Origin of the sequence: Arthrobacter sp. PsM3, assembly GCF_030433895.1 — a bacterium.
Taxonomy (GTDB): Bacteria; Actinomycetota; Actinomycetes; order Actinomycetales; family Micrococcaceae; genus Arthrobacter.
Map to the genome: position 1 here is coordinate 1 of NZ_JARUXE010000031.1, position 17,469 is coordinate 17,469.

The 17,469-nt window shown below is 62.1% G+C and carries 18 protein-coding genes; 5 read left to right on the forward strand and 13 right to left on the reverse strand.

The window, feature by feature from the left end:
* Positions 1-452: 452 nt before the first annotated feature.
* From QCD75_RS16010 to QCD75_RS16025, 4 genes are all read right to left on the reverse strand, one after another.
* Complete coding sequence (locus QCD75_RS16010) at positions 453-764, reverse strand: hypothetical protein (RefSeq protein ID WP_301230286.1); 312 nt, start codon at positions 762-764, stop codon at positions 453-455.
* Between the two features lie 2,058 nt (positions 765-2,822).
* On the reverse strand, positions 2,823-3,464 hold the full coding sequence (locus tag QCD75_RS16015; RefSeq protein ID WP_301230287.1) for a hypothetical protein: 642 nt from the start codon (positions 3,462-3,464) through the stop codon (positions 2,823-2,825).
* 214 nt (positions 3,465-3,678) lie between these two features.
* The gene (locus tag QCD75_RS16020; RefSeq protein WP_301230288.1) at positions 3,679-3,855 is read right to left on the reverse strand and encodes a hypothetical protein; all 177 of its coding nucleotides are present in this window, start codon (positions 3,853-3,855) and stop codon (positions 3,679-3,681) included.
* Positions 3,852-4,205 (reverse strand): hypothetical protein, encoded by a 354-nt coding sequence (locus QCD75_RS16025; protein ID WP_301230289.1) that lies wholly within the window; start codon positions 4,203-4,205, stop codon positions 3,852-3,854. Before QCD75_RS16025 ends, QCD75_RS16020 begins: the two co-directional genes overlap by 4 nt.
* A gap of 217 nt (positions 4,206-4,422) precedes the next feature.
* On the opposite strand from QCD75_RS16025, the gene QCD75_RS16030 reads away from it, so the two are divergent.
* Positions 4,423-5,808 carry an MvaI/BcnI family restriction endonuclease gene (locus QCD75_RS16030; RefSeq protein WP_301230290.1) on the forward strand — a complete coding sequence of 462 codons (1,386 nt, stop codon included), beginning with the start codon at positions 4,423-4,425 and terminating at the stop codon, positions 5,806-5,808.
* Here QCD75_RS16030 and dcm read toward each other — a convergent pair.
* Entirely contained in the window at positions 5,798-7,105 is a 1,308-nt protein-coding gene (dcm, locus tag QCD75_RS16035) for a DNA (cytosine-5-)-methyltransferase (protein WP_301230291.1), read from the reverse strand. The two genes, QCD75_RS16030 and dcm, sit on opposite strands and share 11 nt — an antisense overlap.
* 312 nt (positions 7,106-7,417) lie before the next feature.
* Between dcm and QCD75_RS16040 the strand changes: the two genes are divergently transcribed.
* A complete protein-coding gene (locus QCD75_RS16040; protein WP_301230292.1) occupies positions 7,418-8,944 on the forward strand; it encodes an HNH endonuclease in 1,527 nt (508 codons plus the stop codon).
* 785 nt (positions 8,945-9,729) lie between these two features.
* Positions 9,730-10,026: a hypothetical protein gene (locus QCD75_RS16045; RefSeq protein ID WP_301230293.1), complete on the forward strand. Its 297-nt coding sequence runs from the start codon at positions 9,730-9,732 to the stop codon at positions 10,024-10,026.
* Between the two features lie 22 nt (positions 10,027-10,048).
* On the opposite strand, the gene QCD75_RS16050 is transcribed toward QCD75_RS16045, so the two are convergent.
* From QCD75_RS16050 to QCD75_RS16065, 4 genes are all read right to left on the reverse strand, one after another.
* On the reverse strand, positions 10,049-10,417 hold the full coding sequence (locus QCD75_RS16050; protein WP_301230294.1) for a hypothetical protein: 369 nt from the start codon (positions 10,415-10,417) through the stop codon (positions 10,049-10,051).
* Complete coding sequence (locus tag QCD75_RS16055; RefSeq protein WP_301230295.1) at positions 10,414-11,094, reverse strand: NAD(P)-binding domain-containing protein; 681 nt, start codon at positions 11,092-11,094, stop codon at positions 10,414-10,416. Before QCD75_RS16055 ends, QCD75_RS16050 begins: the two co-directional genes overlap by 4 nt.
* A 208-nt stretch (positions 11,095-11,302) precedes the next feature.
* Positions 11,303-12,133: a GIY-YIG nuclease family protein gene (locus tag QCD75_RS16060; RefSeq protein ID WP_301230296.1), complete on the reverse strand. Its 831-nt coding sequence runs from the start codon at positions 12,131-12,133 to the stop codon at positions 11,303-11,305.
* Positions 12,134-12,585: 452 nt separating this feature from the next.
* Positions 12,586-12,981 carry a winged helix-turn-helix transcriptional regulator gene (locus QCD75_RS16065; RefSeq protein WP_301230297.1) on the reverse strand — a complete coding sequence of 132 codons (396 nt, stop codon included), beginning with the start codon at positions 12,979-12,981 and terminating at the stop codon, positions 12,586-12,588.
* Positions 12,982-13,078: 97 nt separating this feature from the next.
* Here QCD75_RS16065 and QCD75_RS16070 point away from each other — a divergent pair, with 97 nt between their 5' ends.
* On the forward strand, positions 13,079-13,942 hold the full coding sequence (locus QCD75_RS16070; RefSeq protein WP_301230298.1) for an SDR family oxidoreductase: 864 nt from the start codon (positions 13,079-13,081) through the stop codon (positions 13,940-13,942).
* A gap of 188 nt (positions 13,943-14,130) precedes the next feature.
* On the opposite strand, the gene QCD75_RS16075 is transcribed toward QCD75_RS16070, so the two are convergent.
* Positions 14,131-14,508 carry a TfoX/Sxy family protein gene (locus tag QCD75_RS16075; RefSeq protein ID WP_301230299.1) on the reverse strand — a complete coding sequence of 126 codons (378 nt, stop codon included), beginning with the start codon at positions 14,506-14,508 and terminating at the stop codon, positions 14,131-14,133.
* Positions 14,509-14,736: 228 nt separating this feature from the next.
* Here QCD75_RS16075 and QCD75_RS16080 point away from each other — a divergent pair, with 228 nt between their 5' ends.
* On the forward strand, positions 14,737-15,417 hold the full coding sequence (locus QCD75_RS16080) for a haloacid dehalogenase type II (RefSeq protein ID WP_301230300.1): 681 nt from the start codon (positions 14,737-14,739) through the stop codon (positions 15,415-15,417).
* Here QCD75_RS16080 and QCD75_RS16085 read toward each other — a convergent pair.
* The 3 genes from QCD75_RS16085 to QCD75_RS16095 all read right to left on the reverse strand — a co-directional run bounded on the left by QCD75_RS16085 (position 15,414) and on the right by QCD75_RS16095 (position 17,373).
* The gene (locus QCD75_RS16085) at positions 15,414-15,827 is read right to left on the reverse strand and encodes an HAD-IA family hydrolase (RefSeq protein WP_301230301.1); all 414 of its coding nucleotides are present in this window, start codon (positions 15,825-15,827) and stop codon (positions 15,414-15,416) included. The genes QCD75_RS16080 and QCD75_RS16085 overlap by 4 nt on opposite strands.
* Before the next feature lie 347 nt (positions 15,828-16,174).
* Complete coding sequence (locus tag QCD75_RS16090) at positions 16,175-16,585, reverse strand: hypothetical protein (protein WP_301230302.1); 411 nt, start codon at positions 16,583-16,585, stop codon at positions 16,175-16,177.
* Positions 16,586-16,815: 230 nt separating this feature from the next.
* Complete coding sequence (locus QCD75_RS16095; RefSeq protein WP_301230303.1) at positions 16,816-17,373, reverse strand: hypothetical protein; 558 nt, start codon at positions 17,371-17,373, stop codon at positions 16,816-16,818.
* Positions 17,374-17,469 lie beyond the last annotated feature (96 nt).

Sequence of the window (17,469 nt, forward strand, 5' to 3'; positions counted from 1 at the left end):
CCCCCCCCCCCCCCCCCCCCCCCCCCCCCCCCCCCCCCCCCCCCCCCCCCCCCCATACCCGCCGGAAGAGGCGCTGGCTGCCCTGCGGCTGTAGCTCAATGGTAGGTGCCCTGCGGACCCCGGGGGCGCCCTGGCATGCCGGTCGCCGTCCTGGCGTTTTTTTCGGTTTTGTTGGGTTGGAGTCGAAGTCTCCCTAGGTGGTGTCTGCGTCCCGGCGCTGGGCATCTGGGGGCATAAGGACCTTCCGGTTTTGTTGTTCGGAAATACTAGCCGGGTGCAGAGAGCTGGGCGGTAGTCCGCGGAACTTAGACGCCGCCCTTGCCTATATCCTCGGCTCGCTACCGGGGTGCCTCGTCCCCTTTGGTGGACAGGTTAAAAGCGAATGGAGGAGTGTCAGTCCGACCGGTGTGGAGGCTTGAACCAGGACCACCCACAGGGTGGTCCTGCCGGGTTCACTGTTTGTCGGCCCATCGTTCGTGTGCGGACTTCCGGCTGATGCCTGCTGCGCGGCCGATATCGGCCCAGGATGCCCCTGCGGCCTTCGCGGCCGCGACGGTCTTATCCAGCCGGTGCCCGGCCTGGGTGTATTCGCGGGCAGCTGCTTCCACACCGAGGACGGCTTCCGACGGTGCGATGTGGGCTTTCCACTCGTCGTGGATGGCGCCTTCGACCTTGATGGATGCGTCGGCGAAATTGTGTGGGGGAACGTAGTCCCGCCGGTCTGTGAGGTCGGCGGCGGCCAGGGAGGTGATCCGTTCCCACATCTGCCTTCGTCAGCCGCAGCTGCAGGCTCCGCGCCAGCCGATGATCTCGCTGTCCGGGACCACTTCGTGGTCGGGCAACATCTTGTCCGGCTTGTAGCGGCCGGTGATGCCTTCCACGAGCATCCCTTCGCCGGATGATGATGAGGACAAGCGCCCGTCGGGTACGACGGCGGCCGCCCATCCCTCATGTTCGTTGTCGTTCGATACCCAGCCCCTGACTCACATCCTTCTGTCAGGTAATCCTGACAGCAAGTTTGGCAGGGGTCTCTGACAAAAACCATGGCATCTTCTTCGGTGGAGGGCCCGAGCGTCGGCGGAAGGCCTACATCTGCCGCGGACAGTTCCGGCCGTGCCCGGAGCAGGCGGAGCGGGTGCCGGAAGGACCGGCCTGGCCATGCCGTATCGGCGGAGACTCCCACTGCCACAGGTTCGGAAGGTCCGGAGGGATCCGGCGTCACGGCGTGAAATGGCACTGTACTTGCGCCGTGGGATCCGGGCCGCGCAGTTGAGGGTCGCCCTCGACGAGCAGCGGGGCCGGCCGACTCCCGACGCCGTGAATGGACCGGCCAAGAGAGAGCTTCCGCCACTCGGGTGAAGACGATGGGCGCCGCACTCGGATCATTGGTCCGCACACCTGGCGGGTGCGGGAGCACCTCGATGTGGGAGCCATTCTTCGAAATGTGCACCAAAATGCACCACGAAGCTCCTGAACATGCAGAAACCCCCGGTTTCCCGGGGGTTTTCGTTTGCGGTGACGGTGGGATTTGAACTTTCGCAGTACGTCAGGCGGCAGAGCAAAATCGTTGATCTGACGCGCTTCATGGGTATCTGTGGATGCCTAGGAATGTCTGCTGATCACAATGAAATGCGCTCAAATCGTGCTCATCATGCTGTGACATGACCTGTCTAGGACACGATCGCGGCGCCCGGGAACGATTGTATGGTGATGCGCCTACTCAGCAGCACGACAGGCGTTCGGCAGCTCCGAAGTGATTGGGGTGATTTGAGGTAGTTTGCCGGTGATTTGAACCACCCGCCGATGTGAGTGATTCGAGTGATTTGAGTGCCCCATTTATGGGCGCTCATTTCACTCACTCAACGACCCAAGAAAAATAGATGCCAAAGTGATTTGCAGTCGGCGGCTGAGTGCAAGCAACTCAGGGGTGTTTCGAAGCTGGGAAAGAATGACCACTGGCGCAAAATCCCTTCCAGTCCTCTCACTTCCCAGCTTCAGTCCCTTCGGGGAAGATGCCCGTCCAGTAGACGGTGACCGGTTCGTTGGAGTCGCATTGTGAGCACACGAGCTTATTGGTCGGTTCTATTTTCATGACCAGAAGAGTACAGGAACAAAACATTTTTCATGAGGCAGCTTGGTCGCTTTGTCTCCATGACCCCTGTGCACGGGAATCGTTGGATACTCAAAAAGTCCCGCTCAGGGTCTATATTGCGAATCATTCGCATTTCCCAGACCCGTACATAATGCGAGCACCCGAACGCTCCGGGTGGAATTAGCTGCCCCGGGGAGGGGGTGCCGACCCGAGCAGTCGTGCCGTCGGGCATGATCGCGTCACAGGCGGCGGTCAACAGCACGCGGCAGACGTTCAGCAGCACACGGCAGACGGGCGTTCACGAGTTGTGCATGATCACGCGTCGTTGCGACGACAGGCGATGACAGAGCACGTCAGCGCAGGCACAGCGTCCGATGATCGAGCGGCGTAGGCATGCGGCGGGGAGCGGCTCAGCGTCATCCACGGGACGCAGCGACAGGCGGCACGGCATCGTCGACAACACATCAAATGCAATCGAGCGTGTAAGCGAGTGAACGACGTCGGTGGATCGTTAGGGAGCGCTTTACGGACGCCTCAGCGACAGACAGCTGTCAGTGCGAAGACACACGATTGCATAGTGGGCGCATCCACCCCTGGACCGTCGAAACCTACACCAACCCGAACTGCCCGATAACTGGCGAGGACGTCCGCAAAGGCTTCGCAAACACTTACTCATCGCAACACTGGAGGCAACAGCATGAACCGTTCATTGCCGACGCGCCTGCGGGAATCAGGTGCCGAACGTCAAGAGAAGGGTGAGAACGGCCGAGAGTACGGCTACGCCAAGGCTGACACCGAAGCTTATCCGGGCGGCTTCCCAACGAATCTTCCGATCATGACGGCGTTGCTCTTCGGTCGCTTGAGATATCCGTTTAACAACGCTGTAAGGCCTTTGTCGTTCGCTCGGGCCGACGATTTCTGTAGAAGACTCGACAATATTCTTGACTGCCTCAACGGTCAGATCGCCAGACGCAGGCCGCTGCTCTGCCCGGACATGGATCCGCGCAGAACATGCCGGGCCGATGCGCCCCTTCGCTTCGTAAGAGCCGAAGGTGCAACGAACGATGTAGTCCATGGGCCCAAAACCGTTGGAAGCGACATTCGGATTCTTGGTGTAGGCGGAGATGTCAAGGCTGGCCTGAGGATTATTGGGCAGCTTTCCTATTTCTTCAGGTGTTTTCAGCTCGCCCTCGTAGAGATACTCAAGGTGGGGTGCACTTCCTGCGTACCGGGCGAGTTGCCGCCCTATGAGACTGATGTCGTCAATCGTTCTGATCCGGATCGGCTTCTTGTAAAGGAAGGACCCATACCCAAGGTCGACCCAGGTGTCGGTTCGCTCTGCGAGTCGGGAAAAGATCTTGGTCAATTCCATTGAAGTACTCCGATTTTACGTCAGCAAAGGCCTGCGGGAGAAAGCATCACAAGCCTACGTGAGCGTCCCGCAGAATCTATCCGAGGGGGCGGTCCGGATCTTCGAATGGCTCGTGTGTCCCGATGCGGGCCCTGAGTTAGAGCCGAGGCGGTGGGCGCGATCATCCAGCGCATCCACCACTGACCCCCGGTATGTGGCCGGGGGTGTGGGTCGGTTACGGAATCAGCGTCAGGCGGGCGACACTTTCGTGGTCGAAGGCGAAGAAGCCTTCAAGGGTGGCGTGCGGCGTCGTGATGAATGCGGAGCCATCGTCTTCGATGTCGAGGTCGGCGTCAGGTCCGAACGATTCACAGACGAAGTCCGCCGCGGCGATCATTTGATCGCGGGTCATGCCTTCGCAGCCTTCGCGGCTTCGGCGGCCTTCTCACGGCGGCACGCGGCCCGGGCCTTCTTGCCTTCGGGGCCGGACTTGGCGTGCGTGCAGTCAGTGTGCGCAGTCGGCGCGGGAGCCTTCTTGGCGGCTGCGGCTTTCGCGGCCTTCTTCGCTGGTGCTGCCTTGCGGGTGCCGTTCGCTTCGGCCTCAAGCTCGGCGATGGCGTCGGCGACTTCATCGGCGGGTGCTTCAACGTCCTGGGTGGTCGACTTGGCGGCGGCTGCTTCGGCCGACACCTCGACCGTTTCACCGGTCAGGTTGATAGCGGGGGTGGCCTTGCGGTTGGCGGGGATACGTCGTGCGGTCATGTTGATCAGTCCTTGGTTTGTCGTTTCGTCGTTCCTGGCGGATCGACGAGATGACATTAAGAGACTTTGCTCCCCAGTCCCAAGGATCCTTTCCCGCAGGCGAACGAGGCGAATCGAATCTCAGTTGCGCTATTCGCGCAGAACAGCCCTCGACTCGTCCGTGACATGGGCGGTCCAAATGAATGCATCCGCCATTCTCCGGTTTAGAGTGGTCCCCATGGGGGATATGACCGTCTGGCAAGACACGGTGACGCTTGCGGCTTGCCGTCAGATGCTGCTAGATCATGGGTGCGATCAGGCCTTTTTGAAATTTTTGAAACCCAACAACAATTCCAAGAATCAGATCTACGTCGGACCGGACTTTAGTGAAGTTCCGTCCATCCCGGCGGGCACGTTCACCGAGCACGTTGGGACTTCCAAAAAGCTCGGTGGCATAAAGGTGCCCATCTATCGTGCCCCAGTCGACTGGACATGGGTGACACCGGAGGGGCGCTCACCCGCTTCCCATGCGCAACTCATCTATTATCCCCAGTACCCGGAAGTGCGGCTTTCCGGACTGCTTCTACATAGCCGCCATGCCCCCAGCGAGTTTATGAACATACACAAGAGGGGAAAAGAGCCAGGTCGAATTCTCATCTTCGGTGTGCAAGGCAAGAAGCTTTTTGGCGTCATGGTTAGCGGGCAAAGTCCTGCTGCGGCTGAACTCCGCAAGCAGAATCGTGACGCAACGGAGCTGCTCATCCCCTATGAGTTGAAAAAAACGCGGCCCCTGCCTCAAGGACGCGATCTCCTGCTCGCAGAGCTTCGCCGGATTCACGAAAGTGGATGGGTGAACAGCAGCCAATTGCAGAAGGATGGGTCGATGAATCCCTGCGAAGGCCCCAGGTGCGGCGGACATACGCTTGAAGCGCAGCTGGGGATTCTCGCGAACGGCCGTGCAGAGCCTGACTTCGCGGGCTGGGAGATCAAGCAGCATAGTGTCGTCGAGTGGGGTAGATCACCCAAATCGCCGGTGACCCTCATGACACCCGAACCCAATATCGGAGAGTACAAAACGCAGGGGATGATCTGGTTTGTTCGCCGGTATGGGCACCTTGCTAAGAATCCCAATCCCAAGAAACCCGGGGGGATGCATTTCAGCGGCCAACACAAGGTCTCCGGCAGCCCGGCTAAGTCAACCGGATTGCGAATGGAAATTATCGGTTACGAACCCGGTATGAAGGTCCCTGAACTGGATGCAATGATTGCGCTCGTGAATAGTGCAGGGGAGATTGCCGCAGGATGGTCCTTCTCCGGACTCGTTGAGCATTGGCAGCGGAAGCACGCCCAAGCTGCGTACCTCAGTTCCAAGAAAAGGGTTGACGCCCAGTTTGGTGATCAGTTCGCGTACGACAGCAAAGTGAAGCTCGGTACCGGGACAGATTTCTTCAAGTTCCTAGATGCGCTGGCGCGGCAGGACGTCTTCCTCGATCCCGGTGGATCAGCGTGGCCGACCACGGATGGTTCTTGGGAGAAGCACGCGCGGAGCCAATTCCGTATCCGTCACCGTCGTCTGGGCAGTCTCTACGAGAAGTATGAGGAAGTCGACCTGCTCAGCGTATGAATCGTCGCATTTCCTCCGCCACCGCTGTAATGGCGGGAACAACTACGCTGTTCCCGAACTGGCGGTACGCCTGGGTATCCGATACAGGTATTTCATAGGACTCCGGGAACCCCATAAGCCGTGCGCACTCCCGAGGCGTGAGTCGACGCGGTCTCTCTCCTAGGCCGCGGGAGACAAGAATCTCGGATCCGTCCTTGTGGTACCGGGCAGACAGGGTACGAGCGACGTCCTCAGGGCCGACCAATCCGTATCCGAAGCCGTTCCCGGCAGCACGATGCTTGGCCGCATAGTCCTTCAAGTAAGTCCAAAGGTTCGGGGTAAGTGTGTACTTAGCAGCTACTCTGGCGTCCGGACCCTCGGTATAGGGCGGCTCTGGTTGTTCTGACCCATCCTCCGGGTGCAGGACGGAGACCATCGTTGGCAGCTTGATTTTGGACGATCCGTCAGGGCCTCTCTGCAAGGCAAGGTTGTCAAAGCTGAAAGCGTCGTCGCCTTCGAAGGCCGATCCGTCCTTGAAACCGACAATGATGATGCGCTGTCTCCCCTGCGGCACATAAGCGGCCCCGTTCACCACCTTGAACCGAATGTTGTAGCCCAGCTCGTCGGTTAGAGTCTCCTGAATGACCTTGAACGTCCTCCCCTTGTCGTGGGAAAGCAGGTTCTTGACATTCTCTAGCAGGAAGGCTTGCGGCTGCTTACTTTCAATGATTCGGGCTACGTCGAAGAAAAGGGTTCCCTGCGTCGCATCCAAGAAGCCGTGATCCCGACCTAGGGAGTTCTTCTTGGAAACTCCAGCGATCGAGAACGGCTGGCAGGGGAACCCCGCCAACAGGACGTCGTGATCAGGGATGAGCGGGGCTTCTACTTGGGTGATATCTCCGGCAAAGACGTGGCCATTTTCTTCTTCATGTAGGGCATCGACAAAACCGCCAAGGTCGTGACCAAAGTTATGGGCGTATGTCTGCTGCGCAAACTTGTTCCACTCTGACGTGAATACGCATTGCCCCCCGATTGACTCGAAGCCCAGACGGATGCCGCCGATTCCCGCGAAAAGGTCAGCGAACTTGAACTTCGGCTCTGACTCCGGGGGACGCACGGTACTCGTAAGCTGCTCACGACGAATTTCCAGAAGGGCAGCAGAGACGTACGTGGGGCACTCGGTCTCGGCTGCTTCCCATCTCGCGACGGTCTTGGGAGCCACATTCAAGAGAGATGCAATTTTAGCCTGGCTGTTGGTCTTCCTGAGTTCCTGGAGTAGCTCTCGGGAGGTGGGTCGTGCGGGGGGTGCCAGGGTCACTAGGGTCTCCGTCGGGTGGGGAAGGTTCGGGGTCAATCTGTCTCTAAATATTCCCCATGGGATGTTTGGAAGCAATTCGACGCGCCGAGGCGATCCCGAGGGCTTCGACACACGGTCTTACGCGTTGAAGGACTACGCGTAATAGCGTTGCATGCCCCTCTGACGTTCAGCCCTCTCCCTTGCTCCTGACGGTTACTCAGCATGGGAGTCCGCGCCGTGGAGCCCTTGGCTAAGCCCTAGAATGGCCCTAAGTGCAACAGTCGAAGCGAGGGGACATCAAAAATGGCCGTAGGCATAGTCATTTCTAAAGCCATGAAAAACAAGATGCCGGCCGATGAACAGGACGGCATTCAGGATCGACTTTGGCACAAGAGTGGTGGAACATGTTGGCTCTGCCAAGCGAGTCTGAACCGAGCGGCGGATCATATTGTCGCAGACCATGATGTCCCGGAGTCCGAAGGTGGGATCACAGCCTACAGCAACCTCAACCTAGCCCACTCTGAATGCAACAGTGCCAAGAAGGCCGCTAAAACAACAGACGTCCGGCCATATCTGCGTTTGGTAGCGTTCGCCGCCAAACGCCGGCTCAAGTACGACGGTTTCCTGGATCATTTCAAGATCAAGCCCGCCTCCGTTGTCCTGTCCCGAGACGGCGACGACGTAAAGGTGGAGCTGCCCAACGGTGAAGTTCGTACCTGCCGTGTGTTTTCAGAGACGACTTCACACCACACTTTCGAGTACATTTTTGTCGAGCTCCCTCGCCAAGCAATCTTCAACGACGATGACTGCCAGCCGAGGGCCATCCGCCCAGAGCATGCATGGGCCATCTATGGGGACCTCCAGCGCAATCCTCTTCATGAGCCCCCGAGCTGTCGGACGGACAGCGAGCAAGTGGACGAACCAACCCGTTTGCTGATGTTCGACGGTCAGCACAAGACCGTGGCTACTTGGATGATGGGCCGTGAAACGGTGATTGCCAAGGTATACCTAAATTTGTCTGCAGCCCGAGCGAACGAACTCGTCAACTCAATTCAGGCGAAAATTAAAAAGCTCCCACTGTCCCCATTTGAGCTTGCTGGAAAGATGTCCGACGAGTGGCAGAACAAGTTTCGGGAATATGAGGAGGCCGTCGGGTCTGCTGACATATCTGAAAAAGGCTTCATCGAATGGCTCCCTAACACGGAGCGGACCCGAGGAAAGCAGGCGCTATCAGGGGCGTTGATTCAGGGCATCCTCGGCGACGAGAACTTGCGTATCAAGAAGTACGTCAAAAAACCCTCAGGACCTCGCGAAGCATTTGACGTCACCGAGCAAGCTTTGAAAGCGAAGCTAATTGAGACTCTCCTGGTCAAGGACCCGCAAAGTGGGAAAGGGGACTCAGCGCAGGCAGCACGCGACCGGGAGGCTGCCAACATCGTCGCCTGCCTAAACTTGCTCAGCGATCTTGCTTTCGAAGTGCCGGAAGGTATGGTCGAGCGGACGCCTCAGGAGTCTGAGCGTGCGCGCCGTATGGTGTATCAGGCCTCTCTGTCTTACATAGCGAAACTTACCCGAGAACTCTGGTTCTATACTGCCAAGCGTTCCGGGGATAAGAATCTCATGGACGACACGTTCGAAGATGAGCAGTGGACGTCGCTCACAACGAGTTTCGAGAGGTTGGTTCAGCATCCATTGTGGACCGCACAATGGGATGAAAAACCCGAAATGCTTAAGCTGAGAAACGGGCTCGAAAAGAATCAGGCCCCGAAGGAGTACTTCGAAGACTTGGGGCTCGAGCTGAGTTATCTTCTGGTTGGTCCCACCGACTCCCGGTTCCGTAAGCATTGGGCAGCGGATTAGCTCCACTTCACGCATCCCAACCTTGCGCGTAATCTCGCCTGTCGCGCCAGACGACCAAGCACGATGTGCTGACGCAACACTGGGTCGCGTCGGGCAGCGGCCATCTGCTCAACGGTGATGCCCGGGTCTTGGTCAAGGTACTCAAGCTCGGGTGGAAAGTCCCAGGAACGGTCATCGTCATGCCGCTTACGTTTCAGTCGTATGCTTGGATCTGCCGCAAGCCGCGCCCGCCCACGAGCCCGTTTTGCGGCGAGAACACATGCCCGCGCTGAGCAGGATTTGATCTGTGTACCGGACAGCTGATCGCCGCAAAACTGGCACTTCATGACTTGGCCACCAGACGTGCTGGCTCGCAGCGGGGCCTCTTGAGCAGCCGCACGCCGTGGCCTATATACCTCCGGCACTTCTCCCATGCAATCGTTCCCATGCAGCGACACTAGGAACGAAACCGGAGACGGTGCGTTCGGGAGACAGAATCGCCCAGGCGAGTCTGTGAGCGTCCAACGATCGCCCCTACGAGCAATCACACGCGAGCGCAGCTGTTGGCGTCTGCTGGCACATCTACAGGCGCTGTCGGAGTGTTCCCGCTCGTGATGATCGATTGCATAGTGATGGCGGCTATCCACCACGAAACCCCGTACCGGGCGAGAGATACGGGGCATCGCGGGTTATAGACGGTTACAGCCCCATTGCTCGGGCTGCTGCATTGGCGGACGTGGGGCGCTTCACTCGGCGGGCCTCGGGCTTGTCCGTGGCCGAGTTCGTGAACAGGACGATGCCCGCTCGTGGCGGACCACGGCGAACGTCCGGAGGAGTTCCCGCTGTTCGCCTCGCGCTGGGGCGTGCTGACTGACGGCGACGGCGGGAAGCTTCCCTTCCTCGACCAGCCGGCCCTCTTCGGGCTCCTCGCCGGCATCGGCACCGGGGACCTCCTGGAGGAGGGCAAATCCGTGTTCGACGGGCCGCCCGAGCTTGTTGCCGAGCAACTTGCCATACCCTCGGTCCAGGCCTGGGCCAGGGAATGGTTCTGCTCGGCCGGCCTCGCCGAGCCAGCGGACTTCGACGGTACTTGCGCCGTGTAACTACCCTTCTGGACCGCTGTCTTCACCGGCCAGCGATGTCCTGTGCATTTTTCGCCGCGATGTGCTGCGCAATGTATTCGGCATCGCGGTCCACGCCCGCCACGATGGACGAGCCGTGGCCGGTCAGCCACGGCAACCCGACCGCGTACAGGCTCGGGTGTTCGGTGACGCCGCGATGGTGTCGGGGGTAGTTCCATTCGTCCAGCACCGGGATGTCCAGGATGCTGAAGTCCAGCCGGTAGCCCGTGGCCCAGAGGACCGAGGTGATGTTGGCGGCGTCGAGGTTCAGCCGTGCCGGCTCCGTAGGAAGCCAATCGTCTTTCCGCGGCGGTTCCGGCTCCGGTGCCGACATGCCGGTAGCGGCAATATAGCTGTCGAACTTCGGCTTCATCCGATGGTAGAACGCTTCCTCCACCTGGCCCAGGCGTTCCGGAAGGTCATCGCTGAAGACGAGGTCGCCGTCGTCGGCTGCTTCCAAGGGCCGTGCAGCCGGACGCCGCGCCGACCGAGGTCCCGCAGGTTGATGTCGTGGCCGCCGCCGGCGCCGGACACCAGCGGGTTGAAGGCGAACCCCGCCGCGGGGGAGGGCAGCTGCCCCACGGTGAGACCGTTCAGTCCGTAGCCGGGGCCGAACTGTGCAATCTGCATCATCCAATAGAGGAGGTCCCGGCCGCGGTACCGGCGCGGTGCTTCCGGGCAGGTGGACACCGCCAGGTGGATGTCGCAGCCGGCGGCGAGCAGTTCCTCGGCGATCTGGCCGCCGGACTGGCTGGTGCCCACGATGAGCACGGCACCGTCGGGCAGTTGGCCCGGGTTGCGGTAGCTGTCGGTGTGAAGTTGGAGGATGTGGCTGGGCAGTTGCGCCGACAGTGCAGGGATTTTCGGCTCCTGGTAGCCGCCGGTAGCGAGCACGACGTTCCGGGCCCGCCAGCTGCCCTGGGTGGTGGCCACGTTGAAGCCGCCGCCCTCCGCGGGCGCTATGCGCGTGACATTCGCACCCGTTCGGACAGGAGCGTCGATGCTCTCCGCATAGTGACGGAAATAGCCGATGAGGTCATCCCGCAGCATGAATGCTTCCGGAGCGGGGCCGTCATACGGCATGCCGGCCAGCGCGAGCGAGAAGTTCGGTGTGTGAGAATCACGATCAGTTACCTCGCAGCGGTCTGATATCGAAGCCCGGCCAGATCCGGCGGGCACTGGCTGCCGTTTCTTGACTCGCCAGCGCCGTTAGGGCAACTGCCGTTGCCCTAACGCAGTGGGACCAGCACTGCTCCAATCAATGGAAGCGGGAGCGAAGGTAACCCTCTTGCTCGGGTGTGAGAGCGCCCCAGCGGTCGCCCTCAAACGGCAGCTTGCCGTACTTATCTCGCAGTGCCTGCCGGATGGTCTTGGGGCTCTTGCCGACCTCGCATGCTAGCTCGGCCGGCGTGAGTCCGCCTGCTTCTGCGGCGGGGGCCGGGGCAGACTGGCGGGGCGAGGGGACGGAGGCCACGACCGCGGACGCCTCCCCGACTTGCGCGCCTGATGCCTCCCGGGTCATCACCTCGCGCGCCCGGCGCAGCCGAGGGAGCGGCCGGGGGTTGTGCATAATGTTCAGCGGCGGCATCCAGCGGTGGATGACTGCGACCTCAACCTGTCCGAGCGCCTGCGCGAGCAACGGCGGTCGCTCCCACACTGCGAGCGACAGGCGCTCGTGCATCCAGGCCGTGAGCCGGACATCTCCAACCGGCGTGAGCCCGTAGTTCGAAAAGTGGCTTGGCTTATCGGGGTTGCGGGGAACCGCGTGCAGGTCGAGCGCGTCGCGCAGCAGGGCGGCGAACGACCGCCGTACCGTCGAACTGCCCGTACGTGGCTTCTTGGTCGGGCTGGCCGCGAAGTGGGTGTCGAGTTCCCGACTCACAAGGTCGTCCTCGCTCTTGCCGATGTACAGTGCGGAGCCCGGCTTTGGGTCGAGGCCCAGGGCGGCCCACGCCTCGGCGTCGCCATAAATGGCGTACAGGCCGGGAACGGGTCGCACGCGGCCCTTCGCCCGTGCGACGGGCCAACGCTCGCCCGAGAGAGCGGAGATGGCCTCTTCGACTTGCGGCAAGAGCTCGGATGGGGTCATGCGGGGGATACTAGCAGGTGCTCCGCTCCCTCTTTAGTCGCGGTGCAAAGTCGTCGTCGCCACGGATCTTCCTTCGATTCCCTATTCCTGCAGCCACCAGATTCAGGTACTCGAAGGCTGGGGACTCGGAAGCCAATGGATGAAAAATGTCCTCTGGCACACCCCGCAGGCACTCCTAAGGCTGGACCGGTTGCCCTAGCCACGCATGCCTTTGCGGGCATCCAGCATCACCTTCATCCGCTGTCCGAACCCTGCCTCCGCCTGCGCCAGACGGACCGGGAGGTCGCCGCCGAAGGCGGGAGATGCCGTCGTCCTATCTTCCCCGGTGCTGCGCTGCGGCCGGACGCCCCGGCGGCTCAGGTGTCGCAGGCGGAGGCTGTGCCGGCAGTCATTGCCCGCTCCTTCGAGCCGCGCGTACTGGTTCGCTGAGGCGCCCGCTGATGCCTGTTAAATTAGTCGGTGCGCTGCCCGTTGATGATGTCGTCAGCGTTCTCGAACGCCCAGGCCACCAGCGGAACCAGCAGGGCGCTCAACTCATACCCGCGCTCCGTGAGGCTGTAGTCCACGCGCGGCGGAATGACCGGCTGAGCTTTCCGGCTGACCAAGCCGTCGCGCTCAAGGGTCTTCAGGGTCTGGGCCAGCATCTTCTCGCTGACACCCTCGGCGCGCCGTCGCAGTTCACTCCAGCGCTGTTCGCCCTCGGACAAAGCAAGCAGAATCAGCACGCCCCACTTGCTGGTGATGTGGTCGAGCACGGTGCGGCTGGGGCAGCCCGCCGGGAAAACGCCGCCGGCTAGGCCGACGGGAAGGCGCATGGCGGGGGCTACATCGGCGGTACTAACTTCCATGCCAGTACCTTACCCGAAAGTGCGTACTCTCTTTCGGGAAGTAAGTCGAGGATTCCTTGGTTGTGATCGGTGAGAAACCCAAATCGAAAGGAATTCCATGAGCATCGTAATCACAGGCGCAACCGGCCAGCTGGGCCGCCATGTAGTCGAGGCCCTGCTGGAGCGCAACGTTCCTGCAGAGGACATTGTGGCCACGGGCCGCTCCATCGAAAAGCTCGCAGACTTCGCCGCGCGCGGCGTCCAGGTTAAGGCCATGGACTACACCGATCCCGCCTCCGTGGCGGAGGCATTGGAAGGGGCGCAGAAAGTGCTCCTCATTTCGGGCAGCGAGGTGGGGCAGCGTGTGGAGCAGCACCGAACCGTCATCGAGGCCGCGAAGGCAGCAGGTGTAGAACTGCTCGCCTACACGAGCATCGCCAACGCGGACACCACGAAGATGAAGCTGGCAGGGGAGCACCAGGAAACCGAGGCCATCCTGCGGGAAGCGGGCGTTCCTTTCGTTCTGCTTCGCAATAGCTGGTACCTGGAGAACTACACCGATCAGCTGCCCGGCACGCTCGCGCAGGGCGGGATCGCCGGAAGCGCAGGGGAGGGCCGGGTCAGCGCAGCTTCCCGAGCTGACTACGCCCACGCTGCCGCTGCTGTGCTGGTTGCCGAGGACCAGGGCGGCAAGATCTATGAGCTGGGCGGCGACGAACCGTTCACCATGGCTGAACTCGCGGCGGAGATCAGCGCCGCGACCGGGCGGGAAATCTCCTACCAGGACCTCCCCGCGCAGGAGTACGCCGGAATGCTGGCGGGCGTTGGAGTGCCGGAGGCCTTCGCGGACATCCTGGCCGACTCTGACCTGGGGATTGCTCGGGGTAACCTCCTGGTCAGCACCGGAGACCTGCGGACACTGATCGGACGCCCCGCGACGTCCCTGGCCGAAGCGGTCCGCTCCGCCACTGCCTCCGCCTGACCTGTAGCCGGTGGCGCGGCCCTGATTGTCCCGCCTTCCGGTGTGGAGTACAACTGCGGCCTCGACTCCAGCGAGAGCTGGAATCGCGGCCGCAGTATGGGGCTGGCATGTAGTGTCCGTTGCCGGGCTGAGGCCTGCGTCCGGCCCCGGGCAGCGCGGGTCAGGAGAACGGCCAGGGCGGCGCGGAGTCAGCTCTTCTTTGCGCGCGCCTTCGGTTCCTTCGCCGGCAGCCCGGCCACGTGCTCGAATGCCTTCTCCACCCACGCCTTGGCCCGCGCCTCATCGCCGTCGCCCTCGGCATTCCAGATCTTCGGAAGCCCGGTGTAGCCGCCCATGGGACGCTCAGCCGGCCCGAACGGAACGGTCCGCTCAGTGCTCTCGAGCATCTCCTTGTCCGCGTCGGCCAGCTTTACCCCGATGGTGGGTCCGAACAGGCCGGCGAACATGTTGCCGTTCACGAACGCGCCGAGGTTTCCGAACATCGGCTTGACGATCACCTCCGGATGGTCGGGCAGCACAGAGCGGAAGTGTTCCTTGTCGGCGTCGGACGCTTTCGGCATTTCCATGGGTCTCCTCCGGAACTAATAACCAAGACAGGTCTTCCTGCAGGATATGCCCGGACTTCTATATCGTGGAAGGAGGCCTGAGCGTGGACCGGTGGCCCACCTGGGGGCGCCATACTGGACCATGACGGAAGGGGCTGGGAATATCCGGGCAGACCTAAAGTACGGATATCTCGCGGCCCTCGTGCTCCGCCTCGTAAACCACAAGGTCGTGACGACGAAGGGGAACCCATGAACACCGCACGGTCAGTCATCGTTTTCGACGTCAACGAAACACTTTCGGACATGTCGCCGATGGGCGAGAGGTTCGCCGAGGTCGGCGCCCCGGCCCAGTTGGCGAAACTTTGGTTTGCCACGCTGCTGCGGGACGGCTTCGCGCTCACCGCGGCCGGCGGCAACGGCGCCTTTGCCGAGATCGGCGCGGAGGTCCTGCGCGGGCTGCTTGCCGCCTCGGACATAGGGATGGACCTTGACCACGCAGTGGTGCATGTGATGGCGGGAATGGCAGGACTCGGCCTGCATCCCGACGTCCCTGAGGGCGTACGGGCCCTGCGAGCAACTGGATACCGGCTGGTCACGCTGTCCAACGGCTCCACCCAGGTCGCGGAGAAACTGCTCACACCTGCCGGGATCCGGGACCAGTTCGAACGGTTGCTTTCTGTGGAGGATGCCCCAGGGTGGAAGCCGGCAGGGACCGCTTACCACTTCGCCTCCGGGGCCTGCGGCGTGGAACCCGGAGAGATGCTGCTGGTGGCCGTCCATCCCTGGGACATCCACGGCGCAGCCAGGGCCGGTCTGGGCACGGCGTGGATCAACCGGACCGGGGCGCACTACCCGGACTATTTCGTCGCTCCCGACTACACCGTCGCGTCCTTGGCGGAACTCCCGGAAGCGCTGGGGGCAGCAGCTTAGGCTCCGACCTCCTGAGCGAGTTCGGTGATGCTGGACGCCGAGAGGTCCCAATCGCTCTCCGGCGTCAGGTCCGCGATCTGGTCCGGGCCGTATTCGGTGGGGCGGGCGATGAACGCCGTCGCCAGACCGGCCTCCCGGGCAGCATGCAGGTCGTTGTTGTGGGCGGCCGCGAGCATCACTGCACCGGGCCTGAGGTCGAGGAACTCCGCGGTCCGAAGGTAGGCCGCCGGCAGCGGTTTGTACGTGCGCGTCATGTCCGAGCCGATGATCACGTCCCACGGAAGGCCGGCGTTTTTGGCCATGTCCACCAGCAGCGAGGTGTTGCCATTGGAGAGGGGACCTACGATGTAGCCGCGGCGGATGGCGGCCAGACCCGCCAAGCTGTCCGGCCACTGGAAGGTCGCCTTCACCGGGCCGCGATGTTCCCGGCGATGTGCTGCGCAATGTACTCGGCATCGCGGCCCACGCCTCGCCGCGATGGACGAGCCGTGCGCGGTCAGCCACGGCAACCCGACCGCGTACAGGCCCGGGTGTTCGGTAATGCCGCGAGTTGGCGAGGTGTGCCATTCGTCCAGCACCGGGCCAGAACGCTGAACCGCTATCACTTCCTGTGTTTTTCCCGGCTCCTCCCGCACCTACGACCGGTGTTAGAGCAGCCGTTTGCTCCAGGGGCTGTCGTGGTGGTTGATGTCGAAGGCAGGGAGCTCGTAGGCATCCACGCAGCTCGTGTGTGCGGACGCGTGCGCTGCCGTGCCCGCTATGTCCACCAGAGCAAAGCAATGCCGCGGACCATGCTGATGGTGACCAGTGCCGGTGCAGCTACGAGGAAAGCGGAGCTGAGCCTGGAGACGCTGTAGCCGTGGCCGCGCAGCGAGGTCGCCCAGCGAATGGCGTAGACGACGTTGGCGATCAAATAGGGAATCGACCCAACCGCGTAGAACAGCGACAGCATGATGCCAAAACCGACGCCACGAAGCCCTCCCGGTTCGTACATGCTGGCCGGGAGAGCAAAGCTGACAGTAATCCCGATGAGGGCCGCAACCCCGATCCCGCCCAACACCAGAAGGACGGTCCGGTATGTCTTCGCCCAGACGGGCAGCATGTTGGGGGAGAGGGGCTCGGCGTAAGAGTAGCCGTCGGGCTCGTTCCACGGGGCGGGGCTGGTCACTGTGTGCCTTTCGGGTCACGTGGGGCGGGCTCTGCCCGGGCTAGCCTACCTCGGGGCGTCCGGGTCCAGCGGTCCCGGATCACCGGGAGGATTAGAGTCCGGCTTTCCTGAACTTGCAGACTCAGAGACTTCCCTTGCTGGCCCGGCCCTGCTGGTCCGCATTGCGATAACGTCAGGCTGTGGTGGTTCTCTGTCTGCCGCGGTTCTCCCGCCCGGGAGTTACGACACCGTCATTTCGGCGGGATCTCGTCCGCGGTGCAGGTGGGGGAGTCGACCGGGACGCTGATGCGCAGGTACGCCGGGCTCTTTGATTCGATCGTCAGGGTGGCGCCGGCGGCGTCCGTGCTGCGGGCCACCACCCAGCCGCCGGGAACTGCATCCGTTCCACCGAAGGCAGGGAATCCGTGCCGCGCCAGGACCGGGTCGCCGGCCGAGAAAATGTCGGCGAAGTGGCTGGAGGGCTCCACCACGTCGGCGCTACTCTTCATGGTCTGCGGGCTGAGCAGGCATCTGCCGTCCTTCGACGCGGCCAGGGTGGCCGGCTTGTCCACGGTCCAGCTGATCTCCGGCATCTTCGCTTCCAGCGCCGCAATCATCTCTGCACGCAACGCCTCGTACCTGGCGAAGCTTTCCGCCACCGGCGCGGGGGCCTGGGTGACCGGCGGGGCGCTGCTGGTCACCGCGGCGGGCTGCTGCGGTGCCGCGCAGCCAGCCATCAGGGTTGTTCCAAGGATCAGGAGAACCGTCCGGACACTGGAGGGCAGGTGCAGTTGCGTTCGGCCGTTCATTTTCCCCCAGTTCTGATGACGGGCTCCGGTGACGGGCCCACTTGGGAATGCTGTCACACCTGCGCCGCGTCCGGCCATGGGCAGAACAACCCCGGG